Annotated in this window: 20 protein-coding genes, 1 tRNA gene and 1 pseudogene; 11 read left to right on the top strand and 11 right to left on the bottom strand. The window is 59.7% G+C overall.

Annotated elements, in window-relative coordinates; translation table 11 throughout:
- Together ACVWZU_RS06340 and ACVWZU_RS06335 are read left to right on the top strand one after the other, a co-directional pair.
- The gene (locus tag ACVWZU_RS06340) at positions 1-1,179 is read left to right on the top strand and encodes an LptF/LptG family permease (RefSeq protein WP_457443947.1); all 1,179 of its coding nucleotides are present in this window, start codon (positions 1-3) and stop codon (positions 1,177-1,179) included.
- The gene (locus ACVWZU_RS06335) at positions 1,161-4,622 is read left to right on the top strand and encodes a hypothetical protein (protein WP_457443945.1); all 3,462 of its coding nucleotides are present in this window, start codon (positions 1,161-1,163) and stop codon (positions 4,620-4,622) included. The genes ACVWZU_RS06340 and ACVWZU_RS06335 overlap by 19 nt, the downstream gene beginning before the upstream one ends.
- 56 nt (positions 4,623-4,678) lie before the next feature.
- On the opposite strand, the gene ACVWZU_RS06330 is transcribed toward ACVWZU_RS06335, so the two are convergent.
- From ACVWZU_RS06330 to ACVWZU_RS06320, 3 genes are all read right to left on the bottom strand, one after another.
- Positions 4,679-6,310 carry an alpha-D-glucose phosphate-specific phosphoglucomutase gene (locus tag ACVWZU_RS06330; protein ID WP_457443943.1) on the bottom strand — a complete coding sequence of 544 codons (1,632 nt, stop codon included), beginning with the start codon at positions 6,308-6,310 and terminating at the stop codon, positions 4,679-4,681.
- A 139-nt stretch (positions 6,311-6,449) separates the two neighbouring features.
- Complete coding sequence (gene arsJ, locus ACVWZU_RS06325) at positions 6,450-7,736, bottom strand: organoarsenical effux MFS transporter ArsJ (RefSeq protein ID WP_414343360.1); 1,287 nt, start codon at positions 7,734-7,736, stop codon at positions 6,450-6,452.
- Between the two features lie 25 nt (positions 7,737-7,761).
- The gene (locus tag ACVWZU_RS06320; RefSeq protein ID WP_457443941.1) at positions 7,762-8,772 is read right to left on the bottom strand and encodes an ArsJ-associated glyceraldehyde-3-phosphate dehydrogenase; all 1,011 of its coding nucleotides are present in this window, start codon (positions 8,770-8,772) and stop codon (positions 7,762-7,764) included.
- 125 nt (positions 8,773-8,897) lie between these two features.
- Between ACVWZU_RS06320 and ACVWZU_RS06315 the strand changes: the two genes are divergently transcribed.
- From ACVWZU_RS06315 to ACVWZU_RS06305, 3 genes are all read left to right on the top strand, one after another.
- Positions 8,898-9,086 (top strand): hypothetical protein, encoded by a 189-nt coding sequence (locus ACVWZU_RS06315; RefSeq protein ID WP_457443939.1) that lies wholly within the window; start codon positions 8,898-8,900, stop codon positions 9,084-9,086.
- Between the two features lie 249 nt (positions 9,087-9,335).
- A complete protein-coding gene (locus ACVWZU_RS06310) occupies positions 9,336-10,019 on the top strand; it encodes a DUF2232 domain-containing protein (protein WP_457443937.1) in 684 nt (227 codons plus the stop codon).
- Between the two features lie 213 nt (positions 10,020-10,232).
- Entirely contained in the window at positions 10,233-10,472 is a 240-nt protein-coding gene (locus ACVWZU_RS06305; protein ID WP_011433877.1) for a DNA-directed RNA polymerase subunit omega, read from the top strand.
- Positions 10,473-10,560: 88 nt separating this feature from the next.
- Here ACVWZU_RS06305 and ACVWZU_RS06300 read toward each other — a convergent pair whose 3' ends face one another.
- From ACVWZU_RS06300 to ACVWZU_RS06280, 5 genes are all read right to left on the bottom strand, one after another.
- Positions 10,561-11,070 (bottom strand): mechanosensitive ion channel family protein, encoded by a 510-nt coding sequence (locus ACVWZU_RS06300; RefSeq protein WP_457443935.1) that lies wholly within the window; start codon positions 11,068-11,070, stop codon positions 10,561-10,563.
- Positions 11,071-11,200: 130 nt separating this feature from the next.
- Positions 11,201-12,418: a hypothetical protein gene (locus tag ACVWZU_RS06295; protein ID WP_457443933.1), complete on the bottom strand. Its 1,218-nt coding sequence runs from the start codon at positions 12,416-12,418 to the stop codon at positions 11,201-11,203.
- Between the two features lie 38 nt (positions 12,419-12,456).
- Positions 12,457-13,575 (bottom strand): calcium/proton exchanger, encoded by a 1,119-nt coding sequence (gene cax / locus ACVWZU_RS06290; RefSeq protein WP_457443984.1) that lies wholly within the window; start codon positions 13,573-13,575, stop codon positions 12,457-12,459.
- 210 nt (positions 13,576-13,785) lie between these two features.
- Positions 13,786-14,556 carry a hypothetical protein gene (locus ACVWZU_RS06285; protein ID WP_457443931.1) on the bottom strand — a complete coding sequence of 257 codons (771 nt, stop codon included), beginning with the start codon at positions 14,554-14,556 and terminating at the stop codon, positions 13,786-13,788.
- Positions 14,557-14,709: 153 nt separating this feature from the next.
- On the bottom strand, positions 14,710-15,702 hold the full coding sequence (locus ACVWZU_RS06280; RefSeq protein WP_457443930.1) for an RNA-guided endonuclease InsQ/TnpB family protein: 993 nt from the start codon (positions 15,700-15,702) through the stop codon (positions 14,710-14,712).
- A gap of 13 nt (positions 15,703-15,715) precedes the next feature.
- Between ACVWZU_RS06280 and ACVWZU_RS06275 the strand changes: the two are divergent.
- Positions 15,716-15,835: pseudogene (locus ACVWZU_RS06275) on the top strand (IS200/IS605 family transposase); the annotation flags it as partial.
- A gap of 1,031 nt (positions 15,836-16,866) precedes the next feature.
- Here the strand turns inward: ACVWZU_RS06275 and ACVWZU_RS06270 are convergent.
- Positions 16,867-17,769, bottom strand: a complete 903-nt coding sequence (locus ACVWZU_RS06270) for a PLP-dependent cysteine synthase family protein (RefSeq protein ID WP_011433884.1) — start codon at positions 17,767-17,769, stop codon at positions 16,867-16,869.
- A gap of 210 nt (positions 17,770-17,979) precedes the next feature.
- Between ACVWZU_RS06270 and ACVWZU_RS06265 the strand changes: the two genes are divergently transcribed.
- From ACVWZU_RS06265 to ACVWZU_RS06255, 3 genes are all read left to right on the top strand, one after another.
- On the top strand, positions 17,980-19,128 hold the full coding sequence (locus tag ACVWZU_RS06265; RefSeq protein ID WP_041436711.1) for a cob(I)yrinic acid a,c-diamide adenosyltransferase: 1,149 nt from the start codon (positions 17,980-17,982) through the stop codon (positions 19,126-19,128).
- Between the two features lie 71 nt (positions 19,129-19,199).
- The gene (locus ACVWZU_RS06260; RefSeq protein ID WP_414374555.1) at positions 19,200-19,877 is read left to right on the top strand and encodes a lysophospholipid acyltransferase family protein; all 678 of its coding nucleotides are present in this window, start codon (positions 19,200-19,202) and stop codon (positions 19,875-19,877) included.
- Positions 19,874-20,689: an alpha/beta fold hydrolase gene (locus ACVWZU_RS06255; protein ID WP_457443927.1), complete on the top strand. Its 816-nt coding sequence runs from the start codon at positions 19,874-19,876 to the stop codon at positions 20,687-20,689. The genes ACVWZU_RS06260 and ACVWZU_RS06255 overlap by 4 nt, the downstream gene beginning before the upstream one ends.
- Here ACVWZU_RS06255 and ACVWZU_RS06250 read toward each other — a convergent pair.
- Together ACVWZU_RS06250 and ACVWZU_RS06245 are read right to left on the bottom strand one after the other, a co-directional pair.
- A complete protein-coding gene (locus ACVWZU_RS06250; protein WP_457443925.1) occupies positions 20,667-21,392 on the bottom strand; it encodes an HAD-IA family hydrolase in 726 nt (241 codons plus the stop codon). The two genes, ACVWZU_RS06255 and ACVWZU_RS06250, sit on opposite strands and share 23 nt — an antisense overlap.
- On the bottom strand, positions 21,389-22,372 hold the full coding sequence (locus ACVWZU_RS06245) for a PhoH family protein (protein ID WP_011433889.1): 984 nt from the start codon (positions 22,370-22,372) through the stop codon (positions 21,389-21,391). The genes ACVWZU_RS06250 and ACVWZU_RS06245 overlap by 4 nt, the downstream gene beginning before the upstream one ends.
- Before the next feature lie 555 nt (positions 22,373-22,927).
- On the opposite strand from ACVWZU_RS06245, the gene ACVWZU_RS06240 reads away from it, so the two are divergent.
- Both ACVWZU_RS06240 and ACVWZU_RS06235 read left to right on the top strand, forming a co-directional pair.
- Positions 22,928-23,476, top strand: coding sequence for a hypothetical protein (locus ACVWZU_RS06240; protein ID WP_414352099.1), 549 nt, complete (start codon positions 22,928-22,930; stop codon positions 23,474-23,476).
- Positions 23,477-23,631: 155 nt separating this feature from the next.
- Positions 23,632-23,722, top strand: a tRNA-Ser gene (locus ACVWZU_RS06235).
- Positions 23,723-23,985: the final 263 nt, after the last annotated feature.

Here is a 23,985-nt window from a genome sequence, read left to right as displayed (position 1 = left end):
ATGACGGCTCCACTCGCCGAGGGCAAACTGCGCAGAACCCCTGCTCAAGCGGGCAGCTTTTGGGGATCCCTGAAATTGGGGGCTGCCTTTTTGGAGTTTTATCTCTTCAAAGAGATGATTCGCCCCTTCTTTCTGGGAGTGGCCGGGGGGACGGTGCTGATGCTGGGCAACCAGCTGTTTATCTACACCGATCTGCTGGTGAAAAAGGGCGCTCCTCCGCTAACCATTTTGCACATTCTCCTCCTCAATTTGCCCGCCATTTTGGTGGTCACCTTTCCCATTGCCGGCCTCTTTGCCACCTTGCTCACCCTGGGCAAAATGGGAGCCGACAGCGAGATCACCGCCCTGCGTGCTGCTGGGATCCCCTATCGCAAAGTGTTTATCCCCGTGCTCTGTATTGGCCTGCTGATCAGCGGCTTGGCGCTGTTGACCAATGAAGTGATTGTGCCGGAAACCAACCAAAAGGTGAAAATCCTGAACAAGAACCTCATCTTGGCTCAAGATGCTCTTTTGTTTAATCCAGAAGAGATCGTGCGGGTGGATGATGATCTCTGGTTTCATGTCGGATCGATTGACCCGAAGACCGGCTTGATGCAGGATTTGTTGATCCTGGATCGCAAGGCCGAGACCGGCCACCTGCGCTATCCGCAGGTGATCTCCGCCCAAACCGCGCAGCAGGTGGGCCAATCGTGGCAACTGCGAGACGTGGTGATCCGTCGTTACGATGAGCAGGGGCGCACCTACTACGAAGGCCAGGTGGAAGAAATGCAGCTCAACATCGTCAACAAACTGGTGGGCCTGGTGTACGCGGAAAAGGTGCCCCAAGAGCAACGGGCGGGGGAGCTGTGGGAGCAGTGCCAGCGATATCGAGCGGAGCAACGCCCTTCTGCCGATGTGGCCCGCTGCCTGACGGAATACCACCTCAAGTTCGCCATTCCTTTGGCCAGCTTTTTCGCCATCTTGGTGGCTGCCCCCTTGGGCCTGCAAACGGTGCGGCAAACGGGGCGCTACGGCGGCGTGGCGCTAGCGATTGTTCTGGTGTTTATTTACTATGTACTGATGAGCCTGGGACGAGCGATGGGTCGAGTTGAGCACATCGATCCCTGGCTGGCTGCCTGGTTGCCGAATATGATTTTCGGTGGGGTAGGCCTTTCTTTACTGTGGCGGTTTTTACGGTGAAATCCTGCAACTTCCCCCCTGACTTCAGCCCTTGGGCAAAGTGGTTGGCTCTTTGCTGGGGCGGCTCCCTGTGGTTGGGGACGGGGGAGGCCGTCTTCGCCCAGTTGGATCCCCCGCCCACTGTTGGCGTCGGCGGGACGGAGTTCTCTCTGGAGGGCTACCAGCGCTTTCGGTCAGCGCAAACACTTGCTCAGCGCCTGCAACTGGCCCGCCGGGCTTCCAGCCCAGAACCGATGGCTGCCGCCGATGAGGAGCCCATCACCTTGGCCGAGGCGCAATCTTCTCTGCCTGCTACAGCCTTGACTGCGGCAACCCCACCCCCTACGGCCCCGGTTTCAGACTTTGGATCCCCTCCCCTTGCCAACTCTCCTGAAAAGCCCCTCACGCCAGAAGAACTGAACCGACAGCGGCTACAACGGCTGTTGGCCGAAGGGGCAGCAGCTCATGCTCGGCGACAGGCGCAGCAGGCCCAGGCAACACCTTCTCCCCAACCCCCTTCACCGGCGACGCCCACTGCAGCAGTTCCCACCCTGGACTCCCTTCGGCTTTCCCAGCCCATGACTTCTCAGGCTGAGGCCCTGCGGGTGGAAGAGCAACCCTGGCTGCGCCCCACCAAGGACTCCGTCCCGCTAACGCGATCGGAATCCAATGGCGAAAACCGGGCTACGGCCCAACTGCAAGGTGGAGCCGGTTCAGAGGCAAGGTTAAATCGGATCCCAGCTTCCCCCAAGACCATTCCTCCCCTGATCTCCCAAGCCGGTGGGAGCTTGGATTTGGGCGGTGTCCTGTTGGCAGAGGCCACCCCTGGGTCGGGGCTGACGGGATCCCCTCCAAGGGGAACGGAAGCCTTTATCCCCACCGCTGGCTCACCCCTGGCTCCTCAGCTGCTGGAGCAGTTCCCCCTTTTGCGGGATCTGGGCACCGGGGCAGATGCCGTCTCGGCGACAGGGAACGTTAGCCAGGGATCCCAGATTCGCCAGCAGCTCTCGGCCACCGCGCAGCGGCAAATTCCCCTTGACCCGGATCAAATCAACGTGAGTGGGGATGTGCTCAGCTACATCGCCGAACAAGACCTGGGCATTGCCGAGGGGAACGCCTTGATCCAACTGGCTGACGGCACCCGCATCACCGGCGACCGGCTGCTGTTTTATCGGCGGGAGCGACGCCTGCGCAGCGAGGGCCCTTTTCGCATGGAGCAGCCCCCTGGCCCCCAAGGGCGCGGGATCCGGCAAATCGAAGGGCGAAATTTGGATCTGGATATCCCCGGTCGCACCGCCCAATTTGAGAGCTCGCTGGTCATTCTGCCGGGGGAGGAGCCGGGCACCAAGGTTTTTGTGCGCAGCCAAGAGACCACCGCCATTTTGGGGGATCAGATCTTTTTCGAGAAAGCCACCGTCACCACCTCGCCAGAGCCGCCCATCACCCACTACGTGCAAGGGGATCGGGTGGAGGTGTTTCCCGATGACCGGGTGATCGTCTACGACGCCCGCGTGTTTGCCGGCGGCGAACTCACAGAAGCAGGGGATCTGCGGGCAGGCCTGCAGATTGCCTATTTCCCCCTGTTCATCTACAGCCTGCGAGATCACCAATGGGTGCTGCCGGGGCGCAGCGAGACAGAGGGGGTGTTTGTCAAATCCAGTTGGGCCTACCGCTTCGACGAATACAACTTCGGCGGCCTGCGGCTGGATGCCATCCAGAAAAAAGGGGTGGGCATTGGTTTCTTGCATGACTACATCCTGCCCATCCCGGACAGTGTCAACTACGGGCGAGCCCAGTTTTACTTGGTGACCGAAGCTGACCAACAGCGCTTCTCCAGCCGTTTCCGCATCGACCACAACTTCGACTTCTACGCTGCCAACCTCTTTGGGCAGGAAGGCCAACTGCGGGGACAGCTCAACCTCAACCTGGACAACACCTACCGTCCTGCCGGCGGACGCAACGACAACGCCGATCTCCGCCTCAACGCCACCTTTCAGGGGGATCTCTCCACCACCACCCTCAACATCAGCCGCACCGGATCCCAGGAGCGGGGCATCTACAGCTTCCCCCTCACCCTCAGCCACATCCAGCGGTACGGGGGCGTGCATTGGCTGCAATCGGATCTGCGCTTGGACTACAACCAGCGGGTGAGCGTCAAAGATGGCCCCGACTTTGCCGATGCGCGGTTGACGCTGGGCACTCAACTGACCCCACCCGGCTGGGGAGGTACCTATCGCCTGGCCTACCGCGCCTACAGCAGTTCCAATGGCGACAACGAGCCGCGTCGCAACTTCGAGCTGGCCTTTAACCCCGACCTCGTTCGCATCACGCCCGATATTGCTCTCAGCAGCGCCCTCACCCTAACTCAAGAGCAACAGCCGGATCAGGAGGTGGGGGCGGGCCTCCACTTTTTCAATCGCTACGAGCTGCGCTCCAGCCTTCAGTTCAACGATATTCAACCGGCTCCCTGGATCACCTTCATGCCGGGTTCTATCGATTACACCCAAGTCCTCTACTCCACTCCTGACCAGGAGTCTACCGTCAGCCTCAACCCTCGCCTCAGCCTCAGACCTGCCGACTGGAATACCATCGACCTGCGCTACAGCCGCACCTTCTACGGCAACAATTCTGTGCCCTTCCAAACCCTCTCCACCAGCCCTAAAGATGTGGATCGCATCAATGCCAACATCAGCTTCTTTACGCCCCGCGATCTTCTGCCCAATGTCCCCCCAGGCTACATTGCCTTTGAAGATGACCTGCCCGGCGAGCTGCCGATAGCCCTGACCTTCCCCGACGATACCCCGGAGGATTTGGCAGCGATTGCCTCCCGCAACTTGCAGGAGCTGCAGGCAGAGGTGAGAAACTTGGTGCGCCTGGACACCAGCCTTGGCTACGACTTCATCACCCAGAAGTGGGATACCCTCAACGCCAACTTCACCTGGAGCACCGCCCCTGATCTGTTCAACATTCAGTTGCAGACGGCCTACGACCTCAACGAAGGGCAGTTGCAACCGATCCGTCTGGAATATCGGGGGCGCAGCAGCACCACGTTTAACCGGGATCAACGCTCCGGCCTGGAGGTGTATGAACCAGGGATCAGCTATGCCCTGCAGGCGGTTTACGATCCCCGGTTGGGCCAGATCTCTACCTATGGCCTGGAGCTGGATGCCACTCTCGGCACGCAGTGGCAAAACCACTGGCGGCTCCGCCTGGGCCTGACGGAAGCAGGGATCCGCCGGGTGGAAGTTCGCCGTGACCTGCGGGATTTTGAGCTGCGCTTTGCCTACGATCCGGTGGCAGAGTCACTGCGCTTGGAAGGGATCCTGGTGGCTTTCCCCAGTCGCCCGGTGGGCCTCACCCAAGAGCGGGGAGATTTTCAACTGACCTCTCCCATCACCTCCCCTATCGGCACCTTTCTGCTCCGCGACGCCGAAGCGACCGGCTTGGATGGCCTCAGGCCCTGATCCCCGCTTCTCCAGGAACCGCCGCCGGCAGGATCCCTGCCAACAGTTGCGGCGGGTTAGGTGATGACGTCTGGCTGCTGCCGACCGGTGCGGGCGCGAATCTGGGCAAGGTGATCGGCCAGTTGAATCTGTTCGGCCAAGGCCACTTGGGGCTCCAGGCCATGTCGGGCCGGATCCAGCTCCAATCGCTCCAGGTACACCCGCAGGGTGGCTCCGTGGGTGCCGGTTCCCGAAAGCCGGTAGATGATGCGGGAGCCATTTTCAAAGCCGATGCGGATCCCTTGGTGGCTGGTGGTGCTGCCGTCCACGGGATCGGTGTAGCTGAAGTCATCGGCATAAGCCACTGTGTGGGATCCCAAGCGCTGGCCCACCCACCCAGGCAGGGAGCGTCGCAAGTCTGCCATCAGCGCCTCGGCCACCTCCACCGGCAGTCCCTCGTAGTCGTGACGGGAGTAGACGTTGCGCCCATAGGTGCGCCAGTGCTCTTCCACGATCTGCCGCACCGGCTGCCGTCGAACGGCCAAAATGTTCAGCCAAAACAGGACGGCCCAGAGCCCGTCTTTTTCCCGGATGTGGTGAGATCCGGTGCCGAAGCTCTCTTCCCCGCAGAGGGTGACCTTGCCGGCATCCAGCAGGTTGCCGAAGAATTTCCAGCCGGTGGGGGTCTCGTAGCAAGGGATCCCCAGCTTGGCCGCCACCCGATCCGCTGCCTGGCTGGTGGGCATGGAGCGGGCAATTCCCGCCAGCCCTTCTCGGTAGCCGGGTACCCGGTGGGCATTGGCAGCCAAGACTGCCAAGCTGTCGCTGGGGGTCACGTAAAATTGGCGGCCCAGGATCAGATTGCGATCCCCATCCCCATCGGAAGCGGCCCCAAAGTCCGGCCCATCTTCCCGAAACAACAGTTCCACCAACGAGCGGGCATGCACCAGGTTGGGATCCGGGTGTCCGCCGCCAAAATCCGGCAGGGGCTGCCCGTTGAGCACACTGCCCTCTGGTGCTCCCAGGGATCCCTGCAAAATGGCGTGGGCATAGGGGCCGGTGACGGCGTGCATGGCGTCGAAGGCAATGCGGATCCCGGAAGCCAGGTAGTCGCGGATGGCCTCGAAATCGAACAGACGCTGCATCAGGCTCAAGTAATCGGCCACCGGGTCGATGACGGACACCGTGAGGGACCCCAGCCGTTGCTCGCCCAAGCGATCCAGATCGACATCGGGAGCTTCCAGGATGCGGTACTCCCGGATCTGCTGGGTGCGGGCGTAAATGGCCTCGGTCACCTTCTCCGGGGCAGGGCCACCGTTGCCGATGTTGTACTTGATGCCGAAATCCCCCTGGGGGCCGCCGGGGTTGTGGCTGGCAGAGAAGATGATCCCCCCGTAGGCGCCGTACTTGCGGATGAGACAGGAGACCGCCGGCGTGGAGAGGATCCCTCCTTGGCCCACCAGGACTCGCCCGATGCCGTTGGCCGCTGCCATCTTGAGCAGGATCTGAATGGCCTCGCGGTTGTAGTAGCGGCCATCTCCCCCCACCACCAGGGTTTGGCCGGCGGATCCCTCTAGGACATCAAAAATGGATTGGACGAAGTTTTCCAGGTAGTGGGGCTGCTGAAACACCGATACCGGCTTGCGCAGGCCAGAGGTGCCGGGTCTCTGGCCAGGGAAGGGCGTCGTGGGAACAATGCGCAGGCTCATAGGCTGCCGGAAAAGCTGCTTGCTCCTCTACTATCTCATCGTTGGGCCTCTCGTTTGTGCTGAGCAGAGTTCTTTCCCCTCCACCCATTTGTGGATGGGTTGAATGGATGCATCGATCTCCGCTGGTAGCCCTCCATCCTCAATCCCCTGGCTTAACCACCCACTCCACCGGGGTTTTGCTGGGATCCGGCAATTTCAACGAGAACAGCCCCGCCGCCAAGATCAAGAGGGTGGAAAACCAAAGACAGCCCTCCAATCCGTAGAACTGGAAGAGGATCCCAGAAGTTACCGTCCCCAACAGCCGCCCGCCGGAATTAGCCATGTAATAAAAGCCCACATTGAGGGCTACGTCGTCGTCTTCCGTGTAGGCCAGCACCAGGTAGGAATGCACTGCCGAATTGAAGGCAAAGACGATCCCGAACAGGATCAAGCCGCCGGTGATCACCAGCTCCGGTGCCAGCCCGGCCATGAAGGCTGTGGCAATGATCGCCGGCACCGCCGTCAGCACGAAGGTCCAAATCTGGATGGTGCGGGCCTTGGGAGCACGGCCAGGGCGACCCCCACCCAGCAGTTGCGGCGCTACAAACTGAATGAACCCATAGCCAATCACCCAGATGGCCATGTAACTGCCCACCTGCATAAAAGTCCAGCCCAGCTCGTCGTAGAGAAACACCGGCAGGGCCACCACAAACCACACATCCCGCGACCCAAACAGGAAAAAGCGGGCCGCCGAGAGGATGTTGATCTCTCTGCTCTTGGAAAACAGCCGCTTGAAGGGGATCTTGGCCTTGATTTTGCCCATGTCTGCAGGCAGCAGCGCCCCCGAACAGAAGATCAAAGCCAACGCCCCCGCCTGGACAAAGTTGGCCATGCGGAAGCCCATGGGATCCCCGTAGATTTCGGTGAAGATCTGCAGCAGGGCCGCTCCCACAAAGAACCCCACCCCCTTGAGGGCGTTTTTGGATCCCGTGAGCATAGCCACCCAACGAAACAGGCGGGATTCCGCTTCTTTGGGCACCACCAGGCGGATGGCGCTTTTGGAGCTCATCTTGGTGAGGTCTTTGGCGATCCCGGCCAGAGCTTGGGCCGTCATCACGTAGGCCACCTGGCCCCAGACCGGCCACTGCAGGTTGATCACCCCCAGCATCACCAGGCCAAAGATCTGAATGGCAATGCCGCCGTAGAGGGTCAGCCGCAGGCCAAAGAGGGATCCAATCCAGCCGCCCAGGAAGTTGGTGATCACCCCGAAGATCTCGTAGAAGAGGAACAGCATGGCAATCTGAATCGGGGTGAAGCCCAACTTGTGGAAGTGGAGCAGCACCAACATGCGGATGGCGCCGTCGGTGATGGTAAAACCCCAGTAGGCAGCGGTTACCAGGGCGTAGTTGCGAACCGCAGAGGCTTGAGCCGTCGAAACAGAAGTCATGGGCAGGTCTCCAAGGGAGATGTTTCTATAGACTGCGGGCCACTTTGCGGGCCAGTTCCGCCATGCGGTTGGCGTAGCCCCATTCGTTGTCGTACCAGGCCAGGATCTTCACCTGGGCGCCATCCACCACCATCGTCGAGGGCGCATCCACAATGCTGGAACGGGGATCCCCTTTGAAATCCACCGAGACCAAGGGCAGCTCCTCATAGCCAAGGATGCCTTTGAGTGGGCCCTCGGCTGCCGTTTTTAAAAGGTGATTAACCTCCTCCACAGTGGTGGGCCGCCTGACCTCAAACACGGCATCGGTTAGGGAAGCGTTCAAGAGAGGAACACGCACCGCAATGCCGTTCAACTTGCCGTTGAGTTCGGGGTAAATCAGCCCAATGGCCGTGGCCGAGCCGGTGGTGGTGGGCACCAGAGACAGCAGAGCGGAGCGGGCCCGCCGCAGGTCTTTGTGGGGGGCATCCACCATGGTTTGGGTATTGGTGACGTCATGGATGGTGGTGATCACCCCGTGAACAATGCCGATCCCCTCGTGGATGACCTTCACCAAGGGAGCCAGACAGTTGGTGGTGCAGGAAGCTGCCGTCAGCAAATGGTGCCGGGCCGGGTCGTACAGGTGATCGTTGACACCCATGACGATGTTGAGGGCTGTCTTGTCTTGGACGGGAGCAGCCACAATCACCTTGCGCACCCCCGCCTTAAAATAGGGATCCAGCTCTGCTGCCTTGACAAACTTGCCCGAGCATTCCAGCACTAGCTCGATCCCCAACTCTGCCCAGGGCACTTCACCAGGAGACTTGTGTTCGCTAAAGGTGAGGGTTTTGTCCTGAATGCGCAGCCGGTTATCGGATCCCTCAATGTCGATAGCCCAGCGGCCCTGCACCGAGTCAAACTTCAACAGGTGGGCCGCCGTCGCAGCTCCCCCTTTGATCTCGTTGATGTGGGCGAATTCCAGCTCTTCCCAGCCCCAAGCAGCCCGCAACACCAGCCGTCCGATGCGGCCAAAACCGTTGATGCCCACCCGCACTGCCATAGCATTGACCCTAGACTTGTCCAGAAGGGATCCCGCTCTCTCAGGGCAAATCCCGCCTCAACTTTATCAGAACGCCCTAGTCGTTTCAAGACAAGTTGATGGGTAGGGTCAGGAGAGACTGGCCGATGGGGGTCGGTTCACGGTTGGCCTTGGGAAATGTTGCCGAATGTCCTGAAATCCAAAAGGGATCCGCTGAGGCAGCCCCAATCGACAACAGGGCCTATCCTGTAGCCGATTTGCAGTCCAAATCCACACCTCTGGGCAACAATTCGCCCAACCCGGCAACCGGTGGCGTGACATACTCCCATCGCTGACCCTACGGGTACAGCGTGGGCTTCTCGCTTCATCGGGGAGCCTACGCAAGAACCCTCCACGAGCAGACACGGAATGCCCTACCGCGTAGTTGCACCAGATTCCGGCAAAAGCCGTTTTGTGCAAGTACTCCCATCATACACCATGTGGGGGTATCTGTATCTCGACACTGACTCTACGAGTACAGTGCGGGGCTTAGCTACCCCCACACCCCGACAAGCTAAGCTGGGAAAAGTTGTGCTTTTCTGGATGTGCCCCCGCCGCCTCAGCCTTCTGTGCAGGATGACTTTCCTCCCTTACCCCCCCCACCTCCCCGTTCTCCGGCTTTGAGGGTGGTGGAAACGGCTTTTTTGGCCAGTACGGCAGCCTTGATCTGGATCCTGAGCTACACGCCGCTAGCTCCTTTCATGCGCCTGTTTTTCCCCATTCCGGTGGCGCTGGCGGTGATGCGCTGGGATCCCCGCACAGGGGCAATGGCCCTGGTGGTCTCCGGCCTGTTGCTGACGGTGCTGATAGGGCCCACGCGCAGCATTCTCTATGTCATTCCCTATGGTCTGCTGGGCTATTGGTGTGCCCGCCTGTGGCAGCGGCGGCTTTCCTGGTACGTCTCGGTGGTGAGCGGGGCTGTGCTCAGCGCCCTGGGCTTGATCTTTCAGTTGGTGCTTTCCTCCCTACTGGTGGGGGAAAACCTCTGGACCTACGTGACGATTCAACTCACCGGCCTAACCAACTGGCTCCTGGATGTGTCCCTCAGCCGATGGGGCGTCTACTGGGTGGCAGAACCCTGGATGGTTCAGGTGGTGGTGGTGGGATTTATTGCCTTCAATTCCCTCATCTACGTATTCACGGTGCATTTGGTGGCCGCCCTGGTGATGGAGCATTTTCGTTGTCCACTGCCACCTCCGCCGAAGTGGGTGCAATTTCTGCTGGATTAGCAGCCGCCCCAAGTTGTACGAGAGAAGCTACAGATGGGTTATTTGCCAAAAATCCCACCCTCTGGGTCTTGGCCCACCTTATTGATGCAGAATTGATGCAGAGCACTTTGCAAATGCGAGAACTGGAAGGTTCTCTGCTAGGATCGCGGTAGCGGGACGGAGTCTCGTTGGGATCCTGGTGGCAACAAGATATCAAGATTTAAGACTGCGATTATGGCTTCCCGCAAGAATCAACTGGCTATTGACAATGACGAGCTGATGCGTCGGGTAGAGGCTCTGATCAACGCTTCCAAAAATCGCTATCGCATCACGGTACAGGTGGCCAACCGCGCCAAGCGCCGCCGCTACGAGGATCCGGATGATATAGAAGATGGCTGGATGAAGCCAATCCGCCGCGCTGTCATCGAAATGTCGGATGAACTGACTGAGCCGGAAATCATCGGCGATGAGTAGCCGTTAGGCCCACGGCCCGCTGGCGGGATCGCCCTGTTGAAATTGCAAGCTGGCTGAGCGGCTAAGGGTGGAAGCCCTCGGCGTCTATCTATTTTGTCAAGTCGTTTGCAACGGGATCCCTTTCCCGCAGGCGAGCCTCGAGCCGCGATTCCATTAGGTGCAGCAGGCGGTGGGTCTCCTCTGGGCTGAGACCCTGGATGCGCATCTCCAAGGGGCTGTGGAACCAGAGGGTCTGCTGCGGGAAAGGAATCTGGATCCCTGCTTGGTCGAAGGCGTGTTTGAGGCGACGGCGGTATTCCCGCGCCACCCTCCACTGCTGCAGAGGCTGCACCTTGATCCAAATGCGCAGCGTGATCCCCCGCTCCCCCAGATCATCGACACCGTGCATTTCGGGGGGCTCGAGGATTTTTTCCCGCCAAGCTGGCTCCCGGTACATCTGCAGAGCCACCTGCTCGGTGATGCGTATTGCCTGTTCCAGATCGTTTTCATAGGCGATCACAATCCCCAGATCCACCCGTGACCAGCCGTTGGAGAGGTTCTCCACCACCCGGATGGCACTGTTGGGAATGGAGATCAAGCTGCCTTCGGTGTTGCGCAACTGGGTTAGCTAAACCGCCGGGAAGCCCCGCACTCTCTGCAACAGCAGGAGGGTCGGGATGAAAGGCGTATATATCCTGTGCCATAATCAACATGGCTGTACAAAACGGCGTTGCCGGAATCTGGTACAGCTACGCGGTGGGACATCCCGTGTCTGCGCGTGGAGGGTTCTTGCAGTAGCTCCCCGTTCGTGTCAGCGGTGCGTAGCACTTTGAAGCGCGAAGCCCACGCTGTACCTGTAGGGTCAGTGATGGGAGTATGTCACAGACGCTGGCAAAGGTGCTGAGGCGTTTGCTGAGGCGATAGGTGGGGGCATTTTGCTCTTGGCGCAGGGCAGCAAAGAGGTTATCCAGTACCAGTCCACTCAGCCAGACACTGCCATAGGTGGCCAGACCCACCCCTACCAACCGCAACAGAGGGCCGCGCAGCGAAACCAGGAAAAACGTTTGCAGGGGTCGCGTTTGCGGGAAAAGGCCCAAGCTCACCCCAACTCCGCCCACCCACAGGCCAATTTGCACCAGGCGCAGCAGGCGAATTTGCAGCTCTAAATAGGATTCCTGCCGTTTGCGTCCGGCCTGTTGTTCGACCAAGACGGGATCCACGCCCGGCTGCTCTTCCCCCGCTAGGCGCTCCTGAATCTCTGCTTGGATGGCCTGGTATTCCGTCTGCAGGGCAGCGCGTTTTTGCTGCAGCCGTCGCCGTTCTCGCTGACAAAGCTGGCTCAGGCTGCCCGCCACGGCCAAGATGCCGAGGGCAATCACCGCTTGGCGGCGCAAAAATGGCGGCTGCCGTTCCCGTTGCGAGGTGCGCAGCGCTTCCTCGACAATGCCGGCTACTTGCTCAGCCCAGTCCATGGGTTGGGCGCCCTGGAATTGGGCATCGAGGGAGGTGATGGTCAGCAAATGTCGCCCATTCACCCGGATAACAGGCTGGTTGGTCTGGCCGTCTAGGGTGACTTCAACCTGCAGCGCCTCTGGATCGAATCCGGCGCTGGCCAACTGGTGCAGAGTTTGTTCAATGGAGCGTACCCGCTGCAACACCGGCGGCAGGCTGCCGGGATCCCCCTGGGGAGCAGTAACCACAAACAAATGCCGCCCATCCAGCGTCACGGCCTCCGCCTGGACAGAGGAGGTGGGGAGGCTAAGCGCTTGCCGCAGCTCTTCTAGGGCATCCAAACGGTTGAGCAAAGGCAGGTTAGAGGTGGTGCCGTTGTTTTCGGCAGCTTCCTGCCCCCATGCGGGCCCGCCTATGGGGGATAGGGCAAAAGATGCACCGAAAAGGAGAGGCCACAACAGGGATCCCGTTTTCCCCGGCTTCGGCTTGTCTACCGATCGCAGTTTGTGCAGCATGAGCCGTTTGCGTCAGCGGTGCAGAACACTTTAACGCCTCACTCCAGAAAGAAGAAAGCAATCCCGAGGATGGCATAGGTGGCCAAGAGCAGTAGCCCTTCCAGCCAGTTGGAGCGCCCATCGCTGCTGACGGAATTGATCAGCAGCACCGAGACTGCAATGGCCACCAACTCCACCATGCCGAAGTTGAAGTTCATGGGCTGATGCAGCACATCCCCGGCCAGCACCAGCAGGGGTGCCACAAACAGGGCAATCTGCATCGTCGAGCCCAGCGCCACCGAGAAGGAGAGATCCATCTTGTCTTTCATGGCCACCGTGATCGCCGTCGCATGCTCTGCCGCGTTGCCGATGATCGGCAACAAAATCACCCCCATAAACAGCGGCGTCATGTGAAAGTGTTCCAGCGTGTCCTCTAGAGTGCTCACCAACAGTTCCGACTCCAGCGCCACCAACACCGTCAACCCCAAGAGGGCCAGCACCCAAAACCCCAAACCGGCTCCCTCGGGCGGAGCCGTCAGCACTTGGGGAATGGATCCCTCCGCCTGCAAAACCGGATTGGGGGCCAGGCGATTGGCCGCCTCATCTTCTGCGGCTTCTGCTTCGTGAAGGGCGTAGAGGTAACTGTGGGTTTTGAGGGAAAACAGCAAAGTGAGACCGTAAACCCCAATCAGCACCAGGGCTACTGCCGTGGACAGCTCTTGGATGGGGATCTCCCCCAAGTTGGCATCGGTGTAGGTGACCACGCTGGGCAGGATCAAGGCCACCACCGCCAGGTTCATCACCGAGGCATTCATGCGGGCCACCTCGGGTCGAAAGCTCTGCTCTCGAAACTTGATCCCGCCCAAAAACATGGCCAAGCCGGCCACCAAGAGCAGGTTGCTGATGATCGCGCCGGTGATGGAGGCTTTCACCACATCCACCAACCCCGCCCGCAGTGCCACCAAGCCGATGATCAACTCCGCTGCATTGCCAAAGGTGGCGTTGATCAGCCCCCCGACTGTCGGCCCTGTCAAGGCCGCGATCTCTTCCGTGGCCTGACCCATAAACTTTGCCAAGGCCACCACCGCCAAAGCCGCACAGAGGAAGACCAGGTTGGGATCCCAGCCCCGGAAGTGCCCCAACCAAGATAGGGGAACCCCCAACAGCAGCAGGAACATTATGCTGTTCAGACCTCTCTGCCAACCTGCCGCAGAGCGATCCGGCGAAACCAAAGGATTTGCGTTAGCCAGGGTCATGGTTCACAAGGGGAGAAAAGGTAGCGACGATGGAGGCTGTTTGGGTTTCGGGGAGCCAGATCCCCCATGGCCAGGAGTGACCATCTCCAAGAGTCTAACGGCTGCGAGGGGAGGTTGGATAGGTGCTGCTGGCTAGAGGGAGATAACCCGGTTGCGCTGCAACTGCCGGGCGATCTCGGCTCCCAGGTGATCGACCAGACGCTGGGGATCGGTGATTTTCAAAAAACTGCTGTCTTCCACCTCAAAGGGGAAGGATCCCTCGATGCCGTCGCGGGGGAGTTGTACCAGCAGCAATTGTTCGGGGCGCTTCGATTGCAGGGCATAGCCCAACTCCAGACAGACCTGAGGGCTGGGTAGGGGACGCCCCCGGCCATTCACCTGCACAGGGGTTACATCGGCCACCACCAGCAGCGCGTGCTTGAGCTTGCGAATCAAGGCCGCATCGATGAGCGGGGTCTCAGCCTCAGCGGGAAGGGATCCCTGCAGCTGCAGGGGCACGACCGGCCCGTGGTTGCGATTGAGGGTCTCTACCACGGCTTGCAATGCCCGGTGCAGAGTGGCGCTGGAGTCGGGGTAATCCGATTGGCCGCAGAAGTAGATGACCGGCTCGGTCATGTTCAGGGTGGCCCGCTTATTAAAGTAGATCTCACGGCTGATCAAATCGAGGTTGGAGATGCTGTAGGCGCCGCTGCCTTCGATGTAAAACTCCACCAGCTCTCCTTCCAGGTAGCGCTGCCACCATACGGAAGCCTTCACCTGCTCCACATCGTCGAGAAAGTCGGCCCGCATCGCCGTTTTCAAGAGGCCGGTACGGCTTAGGCGCAGGTCGGGGGCCCTCTGTTGGACTTGAGAAGCAGACAACACCGAATCCAAATACCAGGCTTTCAGGACGATGATCGCCATGGGATCCCTCTGCGCTCAGCCTTAAAGGTACGTGACATACTCCCACACTCATGCTGACGCAAAGCGCTCCGCGCCGCCAAAGCGAGAGAGTGCAGGCTTCAAGGACTCCGTCCCGCTGACGCGAACAGTGACTCCGGTTAGCGCTCCGCGCCGCTAGCGCGAAAAGGACGTTTCCTGCGCTTGAGGACTACGTCCCGCTGACGCGAAAAGAACGGGATGCCCCACCGCCCTGTACTTGATGTTGATGGCCGCATTGTGGTCGCGTCCTAGTTCTAGCCCACAATGGGAACAAGAATGCCACCTGTCTTGAATCGCTTTCGGTACTCTTTGACCGCACCGAGAGCAGTTTTGACTGCTGAGGTGCGCCTTAGCCAACCGCTTCAAGGCTTTCTTACGGCGGTTTGACCCTCTCCTCTTGCGAGACAAGGCTCGCTGCAACCTCTTGAGCCTGAGCTCTGCCTTGCGATAGTACTGGGGAACTGGAACAGACTCCCCCGCGTCGGTCACCAAAAAGGAGTCCAGCCCCACGTCGATCCCCATCGTGTTCTCCAGTGTTGGCGGGTCAGGGGTAAATACGGGGACAGATGAATCTTGCAGGCTCAAGGTCACATACCACCCGTCTGCCTTGCGGGTGATGGTAGCAGTCTTGATGACAAAACCGTCAGGCAAAGGACGGTGCTGAATTATCCGAACAGCACCGATTTTGGGCAGATGGATAAACTGCCCGCAAATGCAGTCCTGTTGCATCGGGGGGAAACTGAAGGAGCGATACCGCCCAACTCCCTTGAATCTGGGTTTCCCTGCCCGCTTGCCGTTACCGTCCCCCTTCAGCCAGCGGTCGAATGCTTTGTGCACTCGCTCTATGCAGTTTTGCAGGACTTGCGAATGGATGGCTCTGTACTGCGGAAACAGGGCTTTCGTCTTCACCAAGTCCCGTTTCTGGGAGTAGAAATCGGGCTTGTCTTTCAGCTCAGGCAAGTGACAGATTAAGGGACAAGCATTGATGTCACAGCGATTGTGTTCCCACCACGCAAAGCGCTCTGCCAAGCGGTAGTTGTACTGCTTGCGTAACAAGTCTAGCCACTCGCTCATCAAAGCAATCTGGCTGGGCGTAGGTCGCAAACGGTACTGGTAAGCAGTTCTCATTGAGGCAAGGGTAATCTACTGGAATGAATCCTACCTTATTGCTTCATGCGGTGGGGTTACCGTCTCGGTTTTAGGCCAGTCCATTGAAAACCAAAGTGTCCCCGCCTTTCATCCCGACCCTCACCCTGGATAGTGGTGAGTGGATAGTGACTAGCCACTATATAGAGGGCGGGGCTTCCCGGCGGTGTAGCTAACGGGGTGCGGGGGCAATCAGTCCCGCGCCCTGCCCGCAGGGTGAGCACCGGGATACATGGATCCCCGCCATACCCCTGAGCAAAATCTGTAGTAAAACGTACCTGTGCTGGCGTACCCTACAAGCACCGGATTGATCCAGATGCCTCCCAGCAAGCCGCTCGCGTTAGCGGGACAGAGTCCTCGCTGTTGACGTGGCTGGAGATTGGCCGGCGCGTATACAACTACACTTTGCCGGAAATCTAAGGAGTGGGTAGAATCTTGCTCTTGGCCACTGGACAGGGGTTCCTTGCTGCAGGAGTCCATCCTGCCTGCCGATGCACCCTTCCCTTCTGATTACCGTCAGCAGAACCCCTTGCCAGACAGCGTCTGCCGGGAACGGCCCAAGGGTTTCAAAGCCCTGCAAGGCCAGCTGAGAAGGCTGCAACCCAGGGGGGCGAGAAAACAGCAGGGGTCTTGCCACTGGAAGAGAGCACCACTGCAGGTTGCCAGGATGCAGCAGGGCATTGCCAATGGTTGCCAAGAGTTCCATTTCCAGAGGGCCCATTGGCGTTAGGACCGAGGGCAGACCCTCTTTATCTTTATCTTTTCTTTGTGGAAGACCTCAAGGCCAAGGGCTGGGCAAGGGGGATGTTGCCCAAGGAGTGCGTCGAGTCGGTTGCAAGTGCTGAGGGACGGTTAGCAACAGCTGGGCTGTCGGGGGGCCTCAGTGCCCTGAATGCCGGTACCGGGTGCATCGGGACTCAGCCTCAGCCTTGGGAACTGTGCTGGGTGGATTAGAGGTTGTTTTGCGAGCTGGCAGTAGCCAGGGAGGCTGGGGAAGGAGAACCGCCTGTCCAGTTGTTTTGTCGGGGGTTGTAGACCCAGGCAAGTGGCGTGGGGCAGGAATGCCCAACTGCGAGGTAAGGACTCCGTCCTGCTGACGGGAAGGGTAGCCCGCGCCCTGTCCACAGGACGAGCGCCGGGAGGATGTCACTCCTCTGTCCAGAAACGCTCGGAAAGATATTTGTCAGCCCCGTCGCAAAAGATGGTCACCACCACTCCAGAGGAGAGCTGACGGGCCACCTCTAGGGCTGCCACCACATTGGCGCCGGCAGAGATGCCCACCAGCAGGCCTTCTTCCAACGCCAAGCGCTTGACCATTTTCTGGGCTGCTTCTGTGGAGATCTCAATGTGCTGGTCAGGCAGGGTGGGATCGTAAATCTCGGGTTTTAGAGCTGTGGCCATGTGCTTGAGCCCTTCCAGGCCATGGAAGGGAGAGTCGGGCTGCATGGCAATGATTTGGATATCCGGGCGATACTCTCGCAGGCGCCGCCCCACCCCCATACAGGTGCCGCTGGTGCCTAGCCCGGTAACAAAATGGGTGACCTGCCCCTGGGTTTGCTCCCAAATCTCCACCCCAGTGGTTTCGTAGTGGGCTTGCCAGTTGGCGGGGTTGCTGTACTGGTCAGGGTAGAAATAAAGCTCGGGGTTTTCCGCATAGAGGGCGCGGGCTTTCTCGATGGCCCCATCGGATCCCAGAGCGGGATCCGTCAGAACCAAGTCCACGCCATAGGCAGCCAGGATCTTCTTGCGCTCCGGGCTGGCGTTGGCGGGAAGGGCCAGCTTGACCTTGTAGCCCAAGGCGGCCCCGATCCAGGCATAGGCGATGCCGGTGTTACCGCTGGTGGCATCGAGGATGATCTTGCCGGGGGTAAGCTTGCCCTGGCGTTCGCCAGCGCGAATCATGTTGAGGGCCGGGCGATCCTTGACTGAACCCCCAGGGTTGTACCACTCTGCCTTGCCATATACCCGTACCGATTCCGGCAAATCGGCAGCAACCCGCCGCAGACGGATCAGCGGCGTCCCCCCCACCAGCTCAATAGGGCTATCCACAGCAGGGAGTAACGGGCGAGAAGAAAATGCAGTCGGATACAAGGGGGATCCCTCGCTAGACAGGCATCGGCTGGACAACCATTGCTCATCTTACCCCGGTCTTTCCGGCCTCTTGGGAGCTTTTTAGTTTCCCCCTCCTGCCCAAGTTCTGGCTAGGCTCCAAGTAGGCTCTAAGATGGGGGTAGAAAAGTGGGATTTTCCCACAGCAGGATGACGCGGAGGGGCATGGCAGAAATTGGGATTGTGACTGCCCAGCAGTTTGATCGGCGACGGGGCCAGATCCATGTCTACGACGGCGAGGGCAAAGGCAAGTCCCAGGCGGCCCTAGGGGTTGTGCTGCGTTCCATTGGCTTGGGGATCGAAAAGGCGGCCCCCAGCCGGGTGTTGCTGGTGCGGTTTCTCAAGGGGCCAGGCCGAACCTATGCTGAGGATGCGGCCATTGCGGCTCTGCAGCGAGGCTTCCCCCATCTCATCGATCAATTGCGCACCGGGCGGGGAGAGTTTTTCGGCCCAGATGAGATCACCAAGTTTGACCGTCAGGAGGCCCGCCGCGGTTGGGATGTGGCCAAAGGGGCTTTGGCGTCGGGGTTTTACTCGGTGGTGGTGCTGGATGAGCTCAACCCGGTGCTGGATCTGGGCCTGTTGCCTGTGGAGGAGGTGGTCAGTACCCTCAAGCAAAAGCCGGAGGCCATGGAGGTGATCATCACCGGGCGCGGCGCTCCCAAGGAAATTATCGACCTGGCGGATTTGCACTCGGAAATGCGCAGTGTCCGGCGGGCGACGGATCCCCAAAACGGCCAACCCCCTTGCAGCGGCATCGAGATCTACACCGGCAACGGCAAGGGAAAATCCACCAGCGCTCTGGGGCGGGCTCTGCAGGCGATTGGACGCGGCATCAGTAAGGATCTCTCCCATCGTGTACTGATCATGCAATGGCTGAAGGGGGGAACGGGCTACACCGAGGATGCAGCCATTCGGGCCCTGCGGGAAAGCTACCCCGATTTGGTGGATCACCAGCGTTGCGGTCGGGACGCCATTGTCTGGCGGGGCAAACAACAGGAAATCGACTATGTAGAAGCGGAGCGGGGCTGGGAGTTGGCACGGGCGGCCATTGCTTCTGGCCTGTACAAAACCATCATCTTGGATGAGTTGAACCCGACGGTGGATCTGGAGCTGCTGGACGTGGAGCCGATTGTCCAGGCTTTGCTGCGCAAGCCGCGGGACACGGAGATCATCATCACGGGGCGCTGCCATGCCCCCTTACCTTACTTTGAGCTGGCCTCTGTCCACTCGGAAATGGTGAGCCACAAGCACTATGCCGAGCAGGGGGCCGATCTGCGGCGCGGGGTGGACTACTGATGGGATCCTTCGCAGCGTTCTCAGCCAATTCTGCTCTCTCTTGGCCTCCAGACCCCAGGATGCTGGCCCAGTTGTTGCTTACCCTTTTCCAGACGGAAGTGTGGGTGGAGGGAGGGGAGCGTGTTCCTGCTGGCCCGCTGGTGGTGGTGAGCAATCACCGCAGTTTTCTGGATGCACCGGTGCTGATCGCGGGGTTGGGCCGACCGATTCGCTTTGCCTGCCATTACTACCTGGCTCAGGTGCCGCTGCTGCGGGAGATCGCCTTGGCTTTGGACTGCATTCCCCTCAAGCAGGGATCCCGACAGCAAATCCATTTTTTTCGCCAGGCGCAGGCCAGTTTGGCAGCGGGGGTGGGTGTGGGGATCTTCCCAGAAGGGGCGGAGCAGATCACCCGTGAGACCTCGCCTGGGGAGGTGGGGCGGTTTCAGCCAGGTTTTGCCCACCTGGCGCTGGCGGCAGCGGTGGATCCCTTGCCGATTCTGCCGGTGGCGGTGTGGGCGCAGGAAGAATGGCGGGGAGTAGATATTCCTATGGCTTTTTTCCGCTGGTTTGACCCCACTGAACCCCGATTTCAACAGGAAGGGGGACATCCGGTGGTGTTGTATCGGCGGGTGGTGCTCAGGGTGGGATCCCCCCTTTGGGTGGGCAGGAAGCAGCGCCAGGGATCCCGACGCGAGCGAATGCAGGTCATTCAAGAGCTAACTGCAGCGGCCCGAGAACAGGTGCGATTGGGATTGGCAGAGAGATGAGAAAGTTGAGTGGCGAGCCGGTAGCATCTGCCTCTAGCTTGGTCAGCCCGGCAACGGGAGCGGTCGGTCAGGAGCGGCCCCTGCTGCTGTATTTGCCCGGTATGGATGGCACAGGTACGTTGTTTTACCGGCAGGCGCAGGCTCTGCAGCGGGAGTTTCGCATTCGCCCCCTGAGTTTGAACCACCCGGAAGCGGGGGATAGCTGGGAAACCCTGGCCGATTGGGTGGGATCCCAGCTAGAAGCGGGGGCGTACTTGTGTGGAGAATCCTTTGGGGCCTGCCTGGCCTTGCTGGTGGCCGCCCAATGGCCGGAACGGTGCCGCGGCCTCATTTTGGTCAATCCAGCCTCGTCGCTGCGACGTAGGCCCTGGTGGTGGGCAGGGCATGTTCTCCTGCCTTTTTTGCCACCGGGGCTCTATCACCAGTTGTCGGAGCGGGGGTTGGGGGTTTTGGCGGAGCTCAGCCAAATGGAGCCGCCGGATCGGGAGCGGCTGCGCCAGGCGGTTCACAGTGTTGAGCCCACAGTGGCTGCCCAGCGCTTGGCTTTGCTGGGATCCTTTGTTGTGGAGAAGCTGCCCCTGGAGTCGATGACCCTGCCAACTTTGCTGGTGGCGGGGGGGCGGGATCGCCTGTTGCCCTCGGTGCAGGAGGTGGGCTGGCTGGCGGAACGGCTGCCCCAGGCGCAGGTAGAAATCTCGCCCCAGAGCGGCCACGCTTGCCTGCTGGAGCGGCGGATGAACCTGCGGCGTTACCTGCTCAAGCCGGATGGCCTTTTCACCCCCCTGCTGCTCAATTCTGCTTCGGCCCATTGAGCATGGACAGGGATCCCCACAGATCTTCTATCCGCTCTGGGCAGGAGCTCTCCTTCCCCTCTCGATCCAGCCAAAGGGCTCGCAAGCCTGCTGCTTTTGCCCCCTGGTAGTCTTCGCGGTGGCTGTCGCCGATGTGGCCGGCGGCTGCGGGGGGGATCCCGTGGGCTGCCAGGGCAGCTTGGAAGATGCGGGGATCGGGCTTGGCATAGCCCACTTGGGTGGAGAGGGTGAGGGTGGAAAAGTAGGGATCCAACTGCAACTGCTGCAGCACCCTGGGCAAGCGGCTGTCGAAGTTGGAGATCACCCCCAACCGGATCCCTTCCTGCTGCAGGGCCCGCAAAGCCGGCAGCGTCTCGGGATACAGCTCCCAGGGATCCGCCCCGGCAAAGTGCTCAAACAATTGGGCGAAAAAGTCTTCAAACCGGTGCTCTCCGAAGGCAGCCAGGGATCCCACCCGGGCAAAAGTCTCCCGCACCACCTGGCGCCACCAGGTCCGCTCCCACTCCCGCAAAGGGGATCCCGTCAATCCTGGGCAGGCCGGGGCTGGAGCCTGGGCAAAAACTTGGCCAAAAGCGCGATCCAAGGCCTGGGGATCCACCCTTACCCCATACTCCGCTGCCACCTGGCTGTAAACCTGGCCCACGCTGCCCCGCACCCGAAACAAAGTGCCCACAGCGTCGAAAAAGAGCACCCTCAGCTTCACGACTGCCCCTCGTAGCGGGCGTAGGCATCGACAATCCGCTGCACCAGAGGGTGGCGCACCACATCCCGCTGGTCGAAGTAGCAAAAGGCAACCCCCTCTACCCCTGTCAGAATACGCTCTGCCGCTGCCAGGCCGGACATGCGATGTTTGCCCAGATCCGTTTGGGTGAGATCCCCGGTAACCACCATACGCGACCGGAACCCCAGCCGCGTGAGGGCCATCTTCATCTGCTCGGGGGTGGTGTTCTGGGCTTCGTCCAAAATGATGAAGGCATTGCTCAAAGTACGGCCTCGCATGTAGGCCAGCGGCGCCACCTCGATCACCCCCTGCTCCATCAACTGCGGTAGCTTGGCCGGGTCGATAAACTCGAACAGGGCATCGTAAAGGGGCCGCAGATAGGGATCCACCTTTTCCACCAGATCCCCCGGCAAAAACCCCAGTTTTTCTCCCGCCTCCACAGCCGGGCGAGTCAAGATCAAACGCTCGTACTCCCGGTTTTGTAGGGCAGCAATGGCCACAACGGCAGCCAGATAGGTTTTTCCTGTGCCCGCCGGTCCAATGCCAAAGCAGAGGTCGTGGGTGCGAATGGCTCGCACGTACTCCTGTTGGCGGGGCGTTTTCGGTCGGATAAGCTCCCCTTTGCGGGTGCGGGCCAAAATCCCTGCTTGTGCTTGCTGGTAGGCGGCAACCTCTTGTCCGGAGAGGGCGCGAAAAGCTTGCTCTGCATCGATCACAGTGACGGGGTGCCCAGTTTGCCAAAGCGGCCTCAGCAATTCTAGCCATTGCCGCACCTGCTGCCGCTGTTGGGGAGTGCCTTTCAGGTACAGGTCTTGTCCGCGCAGCGTTACAGAAGCACCGCTGGAGCGACTGATCCACCTCAGGTTGGCCTCCTGAGTGCCCGCCAAAGACATGGCCTGTTGAGGATTGGACAGAGAGATGACTTCGAAATCAGAAGAGAGGGAAGTAGGGTTGTCGTGCATGCCGTGGGCGCCGGGCACCCTGGGAGACCTGTAGGGGTGATCTTACCAAAAACGCTTGTCAGGGCGCTCTGGGCTGTGGAAAGCCGCTGCAGAGCCCAGGGGTCGAGCGCAAGAGTGCTTAACAGGGGATTACACTATTAATGTGTTCCAAAATACAAGCTTCTGGAAGATCTGCAGCAAACCTGGATTTGGGTTCCGGCCTTCATTGGCAGCCGAGTCACAGGGAATTAACAACTCCCTAAGGTTCCCTAAAAAAGTATTGCAAAGGGCTATCTTTTCGGGAATAGCTTTTATTCATCAAGTAACGTTGATCTATCTGCTAAAGGAGCTTGAACTCCCAGTCTCTCGTCGGTCGGGCAAGAGCTTGAGGTTTTCAACTCCGTTGGTCATCGTGCATCTGACATTCTCCATCCAGCAGCAGGGATGTGGATGGGGGTCTCTTACAACCTTTCCCCAGGCTCCTCTTGGGGATCCCTGTGACTCCTCAATTTCTGAGCAAGAGGCTCATCCCTTCTGGAGTCACTTTGAAAAATCAGATGGAAAAAGGAGAGATAGATGTTTACCCAATCTGCGTCTGATACCCTGGGGTTGGCACAACTGGATTTGGCGCAAATTCCGCGGCAGATCACCTGCGATGGCAGTGACTTGGATTGGATCCAGGCTCTGGCCATCGAAGGGATCCAACCTGAAGAAGAAGCTTTACAGGCTTGGATGGCTTTCCGTGACCTGCGGGTGAACCAAGAGGCGGGCAACATTTTACGCTGGCAAGGGCGTCCGTTGCGGGCCAGCCGTATCCGCTTTTTCCCCAGGAATGTGGCTTGGCGCTATGGCTTCTCGTTTTCCACCAGCATCCGCTCGCCCCTTGGCAAAGGGATCCCGACCCCTGAGGAGTGGCGCTACCCGGGCCTCTGCCGCTACGGGATTGTGCTGTTTCAACCCAACGCCCAACTGGTGGCCCATCAGGTTTTCGAGTCCTCGCCAGAGCAGCCCCAAGAGGTGGATCTGGATCCCAACCTGGATATTGCCTTCAACATCAATGACGCCAAGGGCAGCTACGGCGACAATAGCGGCAGCTTCGATATTTACCTGCAGGTGGTGAGCTAGACTCACCCAACCCCAGGAGGGATCCCGGCTGATCGCGATAGCGGGACGGAGTCTTTGCAGGGCGGGTCAGGGGGCAGTTGCCGGGTGGGATCCCATCCCCTACAATGAGTGAACTGGTGGCTGGATCCCAGCTTGCCATTGCCCTTCCTGGCCCTGGAGAGGTGGCTGAGTGGTCGAAAGCGGCTTCCTGCTAAGAAGTTACGGGGCCCAAAAGCTCCGTCGAGGGTTCGAATCCCTCCCTCTCCGTCCATATTTGCTGACCAAGGTTGTTGACGTCCTCTGCGCGCCGTTAGCTTACTTCCCCATAGCGGTAGGGCGGGGCTTTTCTCAGTGGCTCGGGCGTCTCAGACTAACCTGAAACGACCACAGAGGCCAACTCCGCTACCAGTCATGGGTCGTGGAAGCAGGAAGAAATCAGAGCATGACTCTAGTCAATAATAAGCTCAACTATACTGAAAATAATGTATAATATGTTCAGTACGGATTACTACCAGTTGATCTTTCTGTTT

This window comes from Thermostichus sp. MS-CIW-26, from assembly GCF_054059115.1.
The sequence above is the reverse complement of the archived record's forward strand: the minus strand, read 5'-3'. Positions and strand labels throughout refer to the sequence as shown.

Coding starts and splice junctions, on each gene's coding strand:
- ACVWZU_RS06340 (WP_457443947.1), top strand. CDS start 1: ATGACGGCTCCACTCGCCGAGGGCAAACTGCGCAGAACCCCTGCTCAA.
- ACVWZU_RS06330 (WP_457443943.1), bottom strand. CDS start 6,310: ATGAGCCTGCGCATTGTTCCCACGACGCCCTTCCCTGGCCAGAGACCC.
- arsJ (WP_414343360.1), bottom strand. CDS start 7,736: ATGACTTCTGTTTCGACGGCTCAAGCCTCTGCGGTTCGCAACTACGCC.
- ACVWZU_RS06320 (WP_457443941.1), bottom strand. CDS start 8,772: ATGGCAGTGCGGGTGGGCATCAACGGTTTTGGCCGCATCGGACGGCTG.
- ACVWZU_RS06315 (WP_457443939.1), top strand. CDS start 8,898: ATGGGGGTCGGTTCACGGTTGGCCTTGGGAAATGTTGCCGAATGTCCT.
- ACVWZU_RS06305 (WP_011433877.1), top strand. CDS start 10,233: ATGGCTTCCCGCAAGAATCAACTGGCTATTGACAATGACGAGCTGATG.
- ACVWZU_RS06295 (WP_457443933.1), bottom strand. CDS start 12,418: ATGCTGCACAAACTGCGATCGGTAGACAAGCCGAAGCCGGGGAAAACG.
- cax (WP_457443984.1), bottom strand. CDS start 13,575: ATGTTCCTGCTGCTGTTGGGGGTTCCCCTATCTTGGTTGGGGCACTTC.
- ACVWZU_RS06285 (WP_457443931.1), bottom strand. CDS start 14,556: ATGGCGATCATCGTCCTGAAAGCCTGGTATTTGGATTCGGTGTTGTCT.
- ACVWZU_RS06280 (WP_457443930.1), bottom strand. CDS start 15,702: ATGAGAACTGCTTACCAGTACCGTTTGCGACCTACGCCCAGCCAGATT.
- ACVWZU_RS06265 (WP_041436711.1), top strand. CDS start 17,980: ATGACGCGGAGGGGCATGGCAGAAATTGGGATTGTGACTGCCCAGCAG.
- ACVWZU_RS06255 (WP_457443927.1), top strand. CDS start 19,874: ATGAGAAAGTTGAGTGGCGAGCCGGTAGCATCTGCCTCTAGCTTGGTC.
- ACVWZU_RS06245 (WP_011433889.1), bottom strand. CDS start 22,372: ATGCACGACAACCCTACTTCCCTCTCTTCTGATTTCGAAGTCATCTCT.
- ACVWZU_RS06240 (WP_414352099.1), top strand. CDS start 22,928: ATGTTTACCCAATCTGCGTCTGATACCCTGGGGTTGGCACAACTGGAT.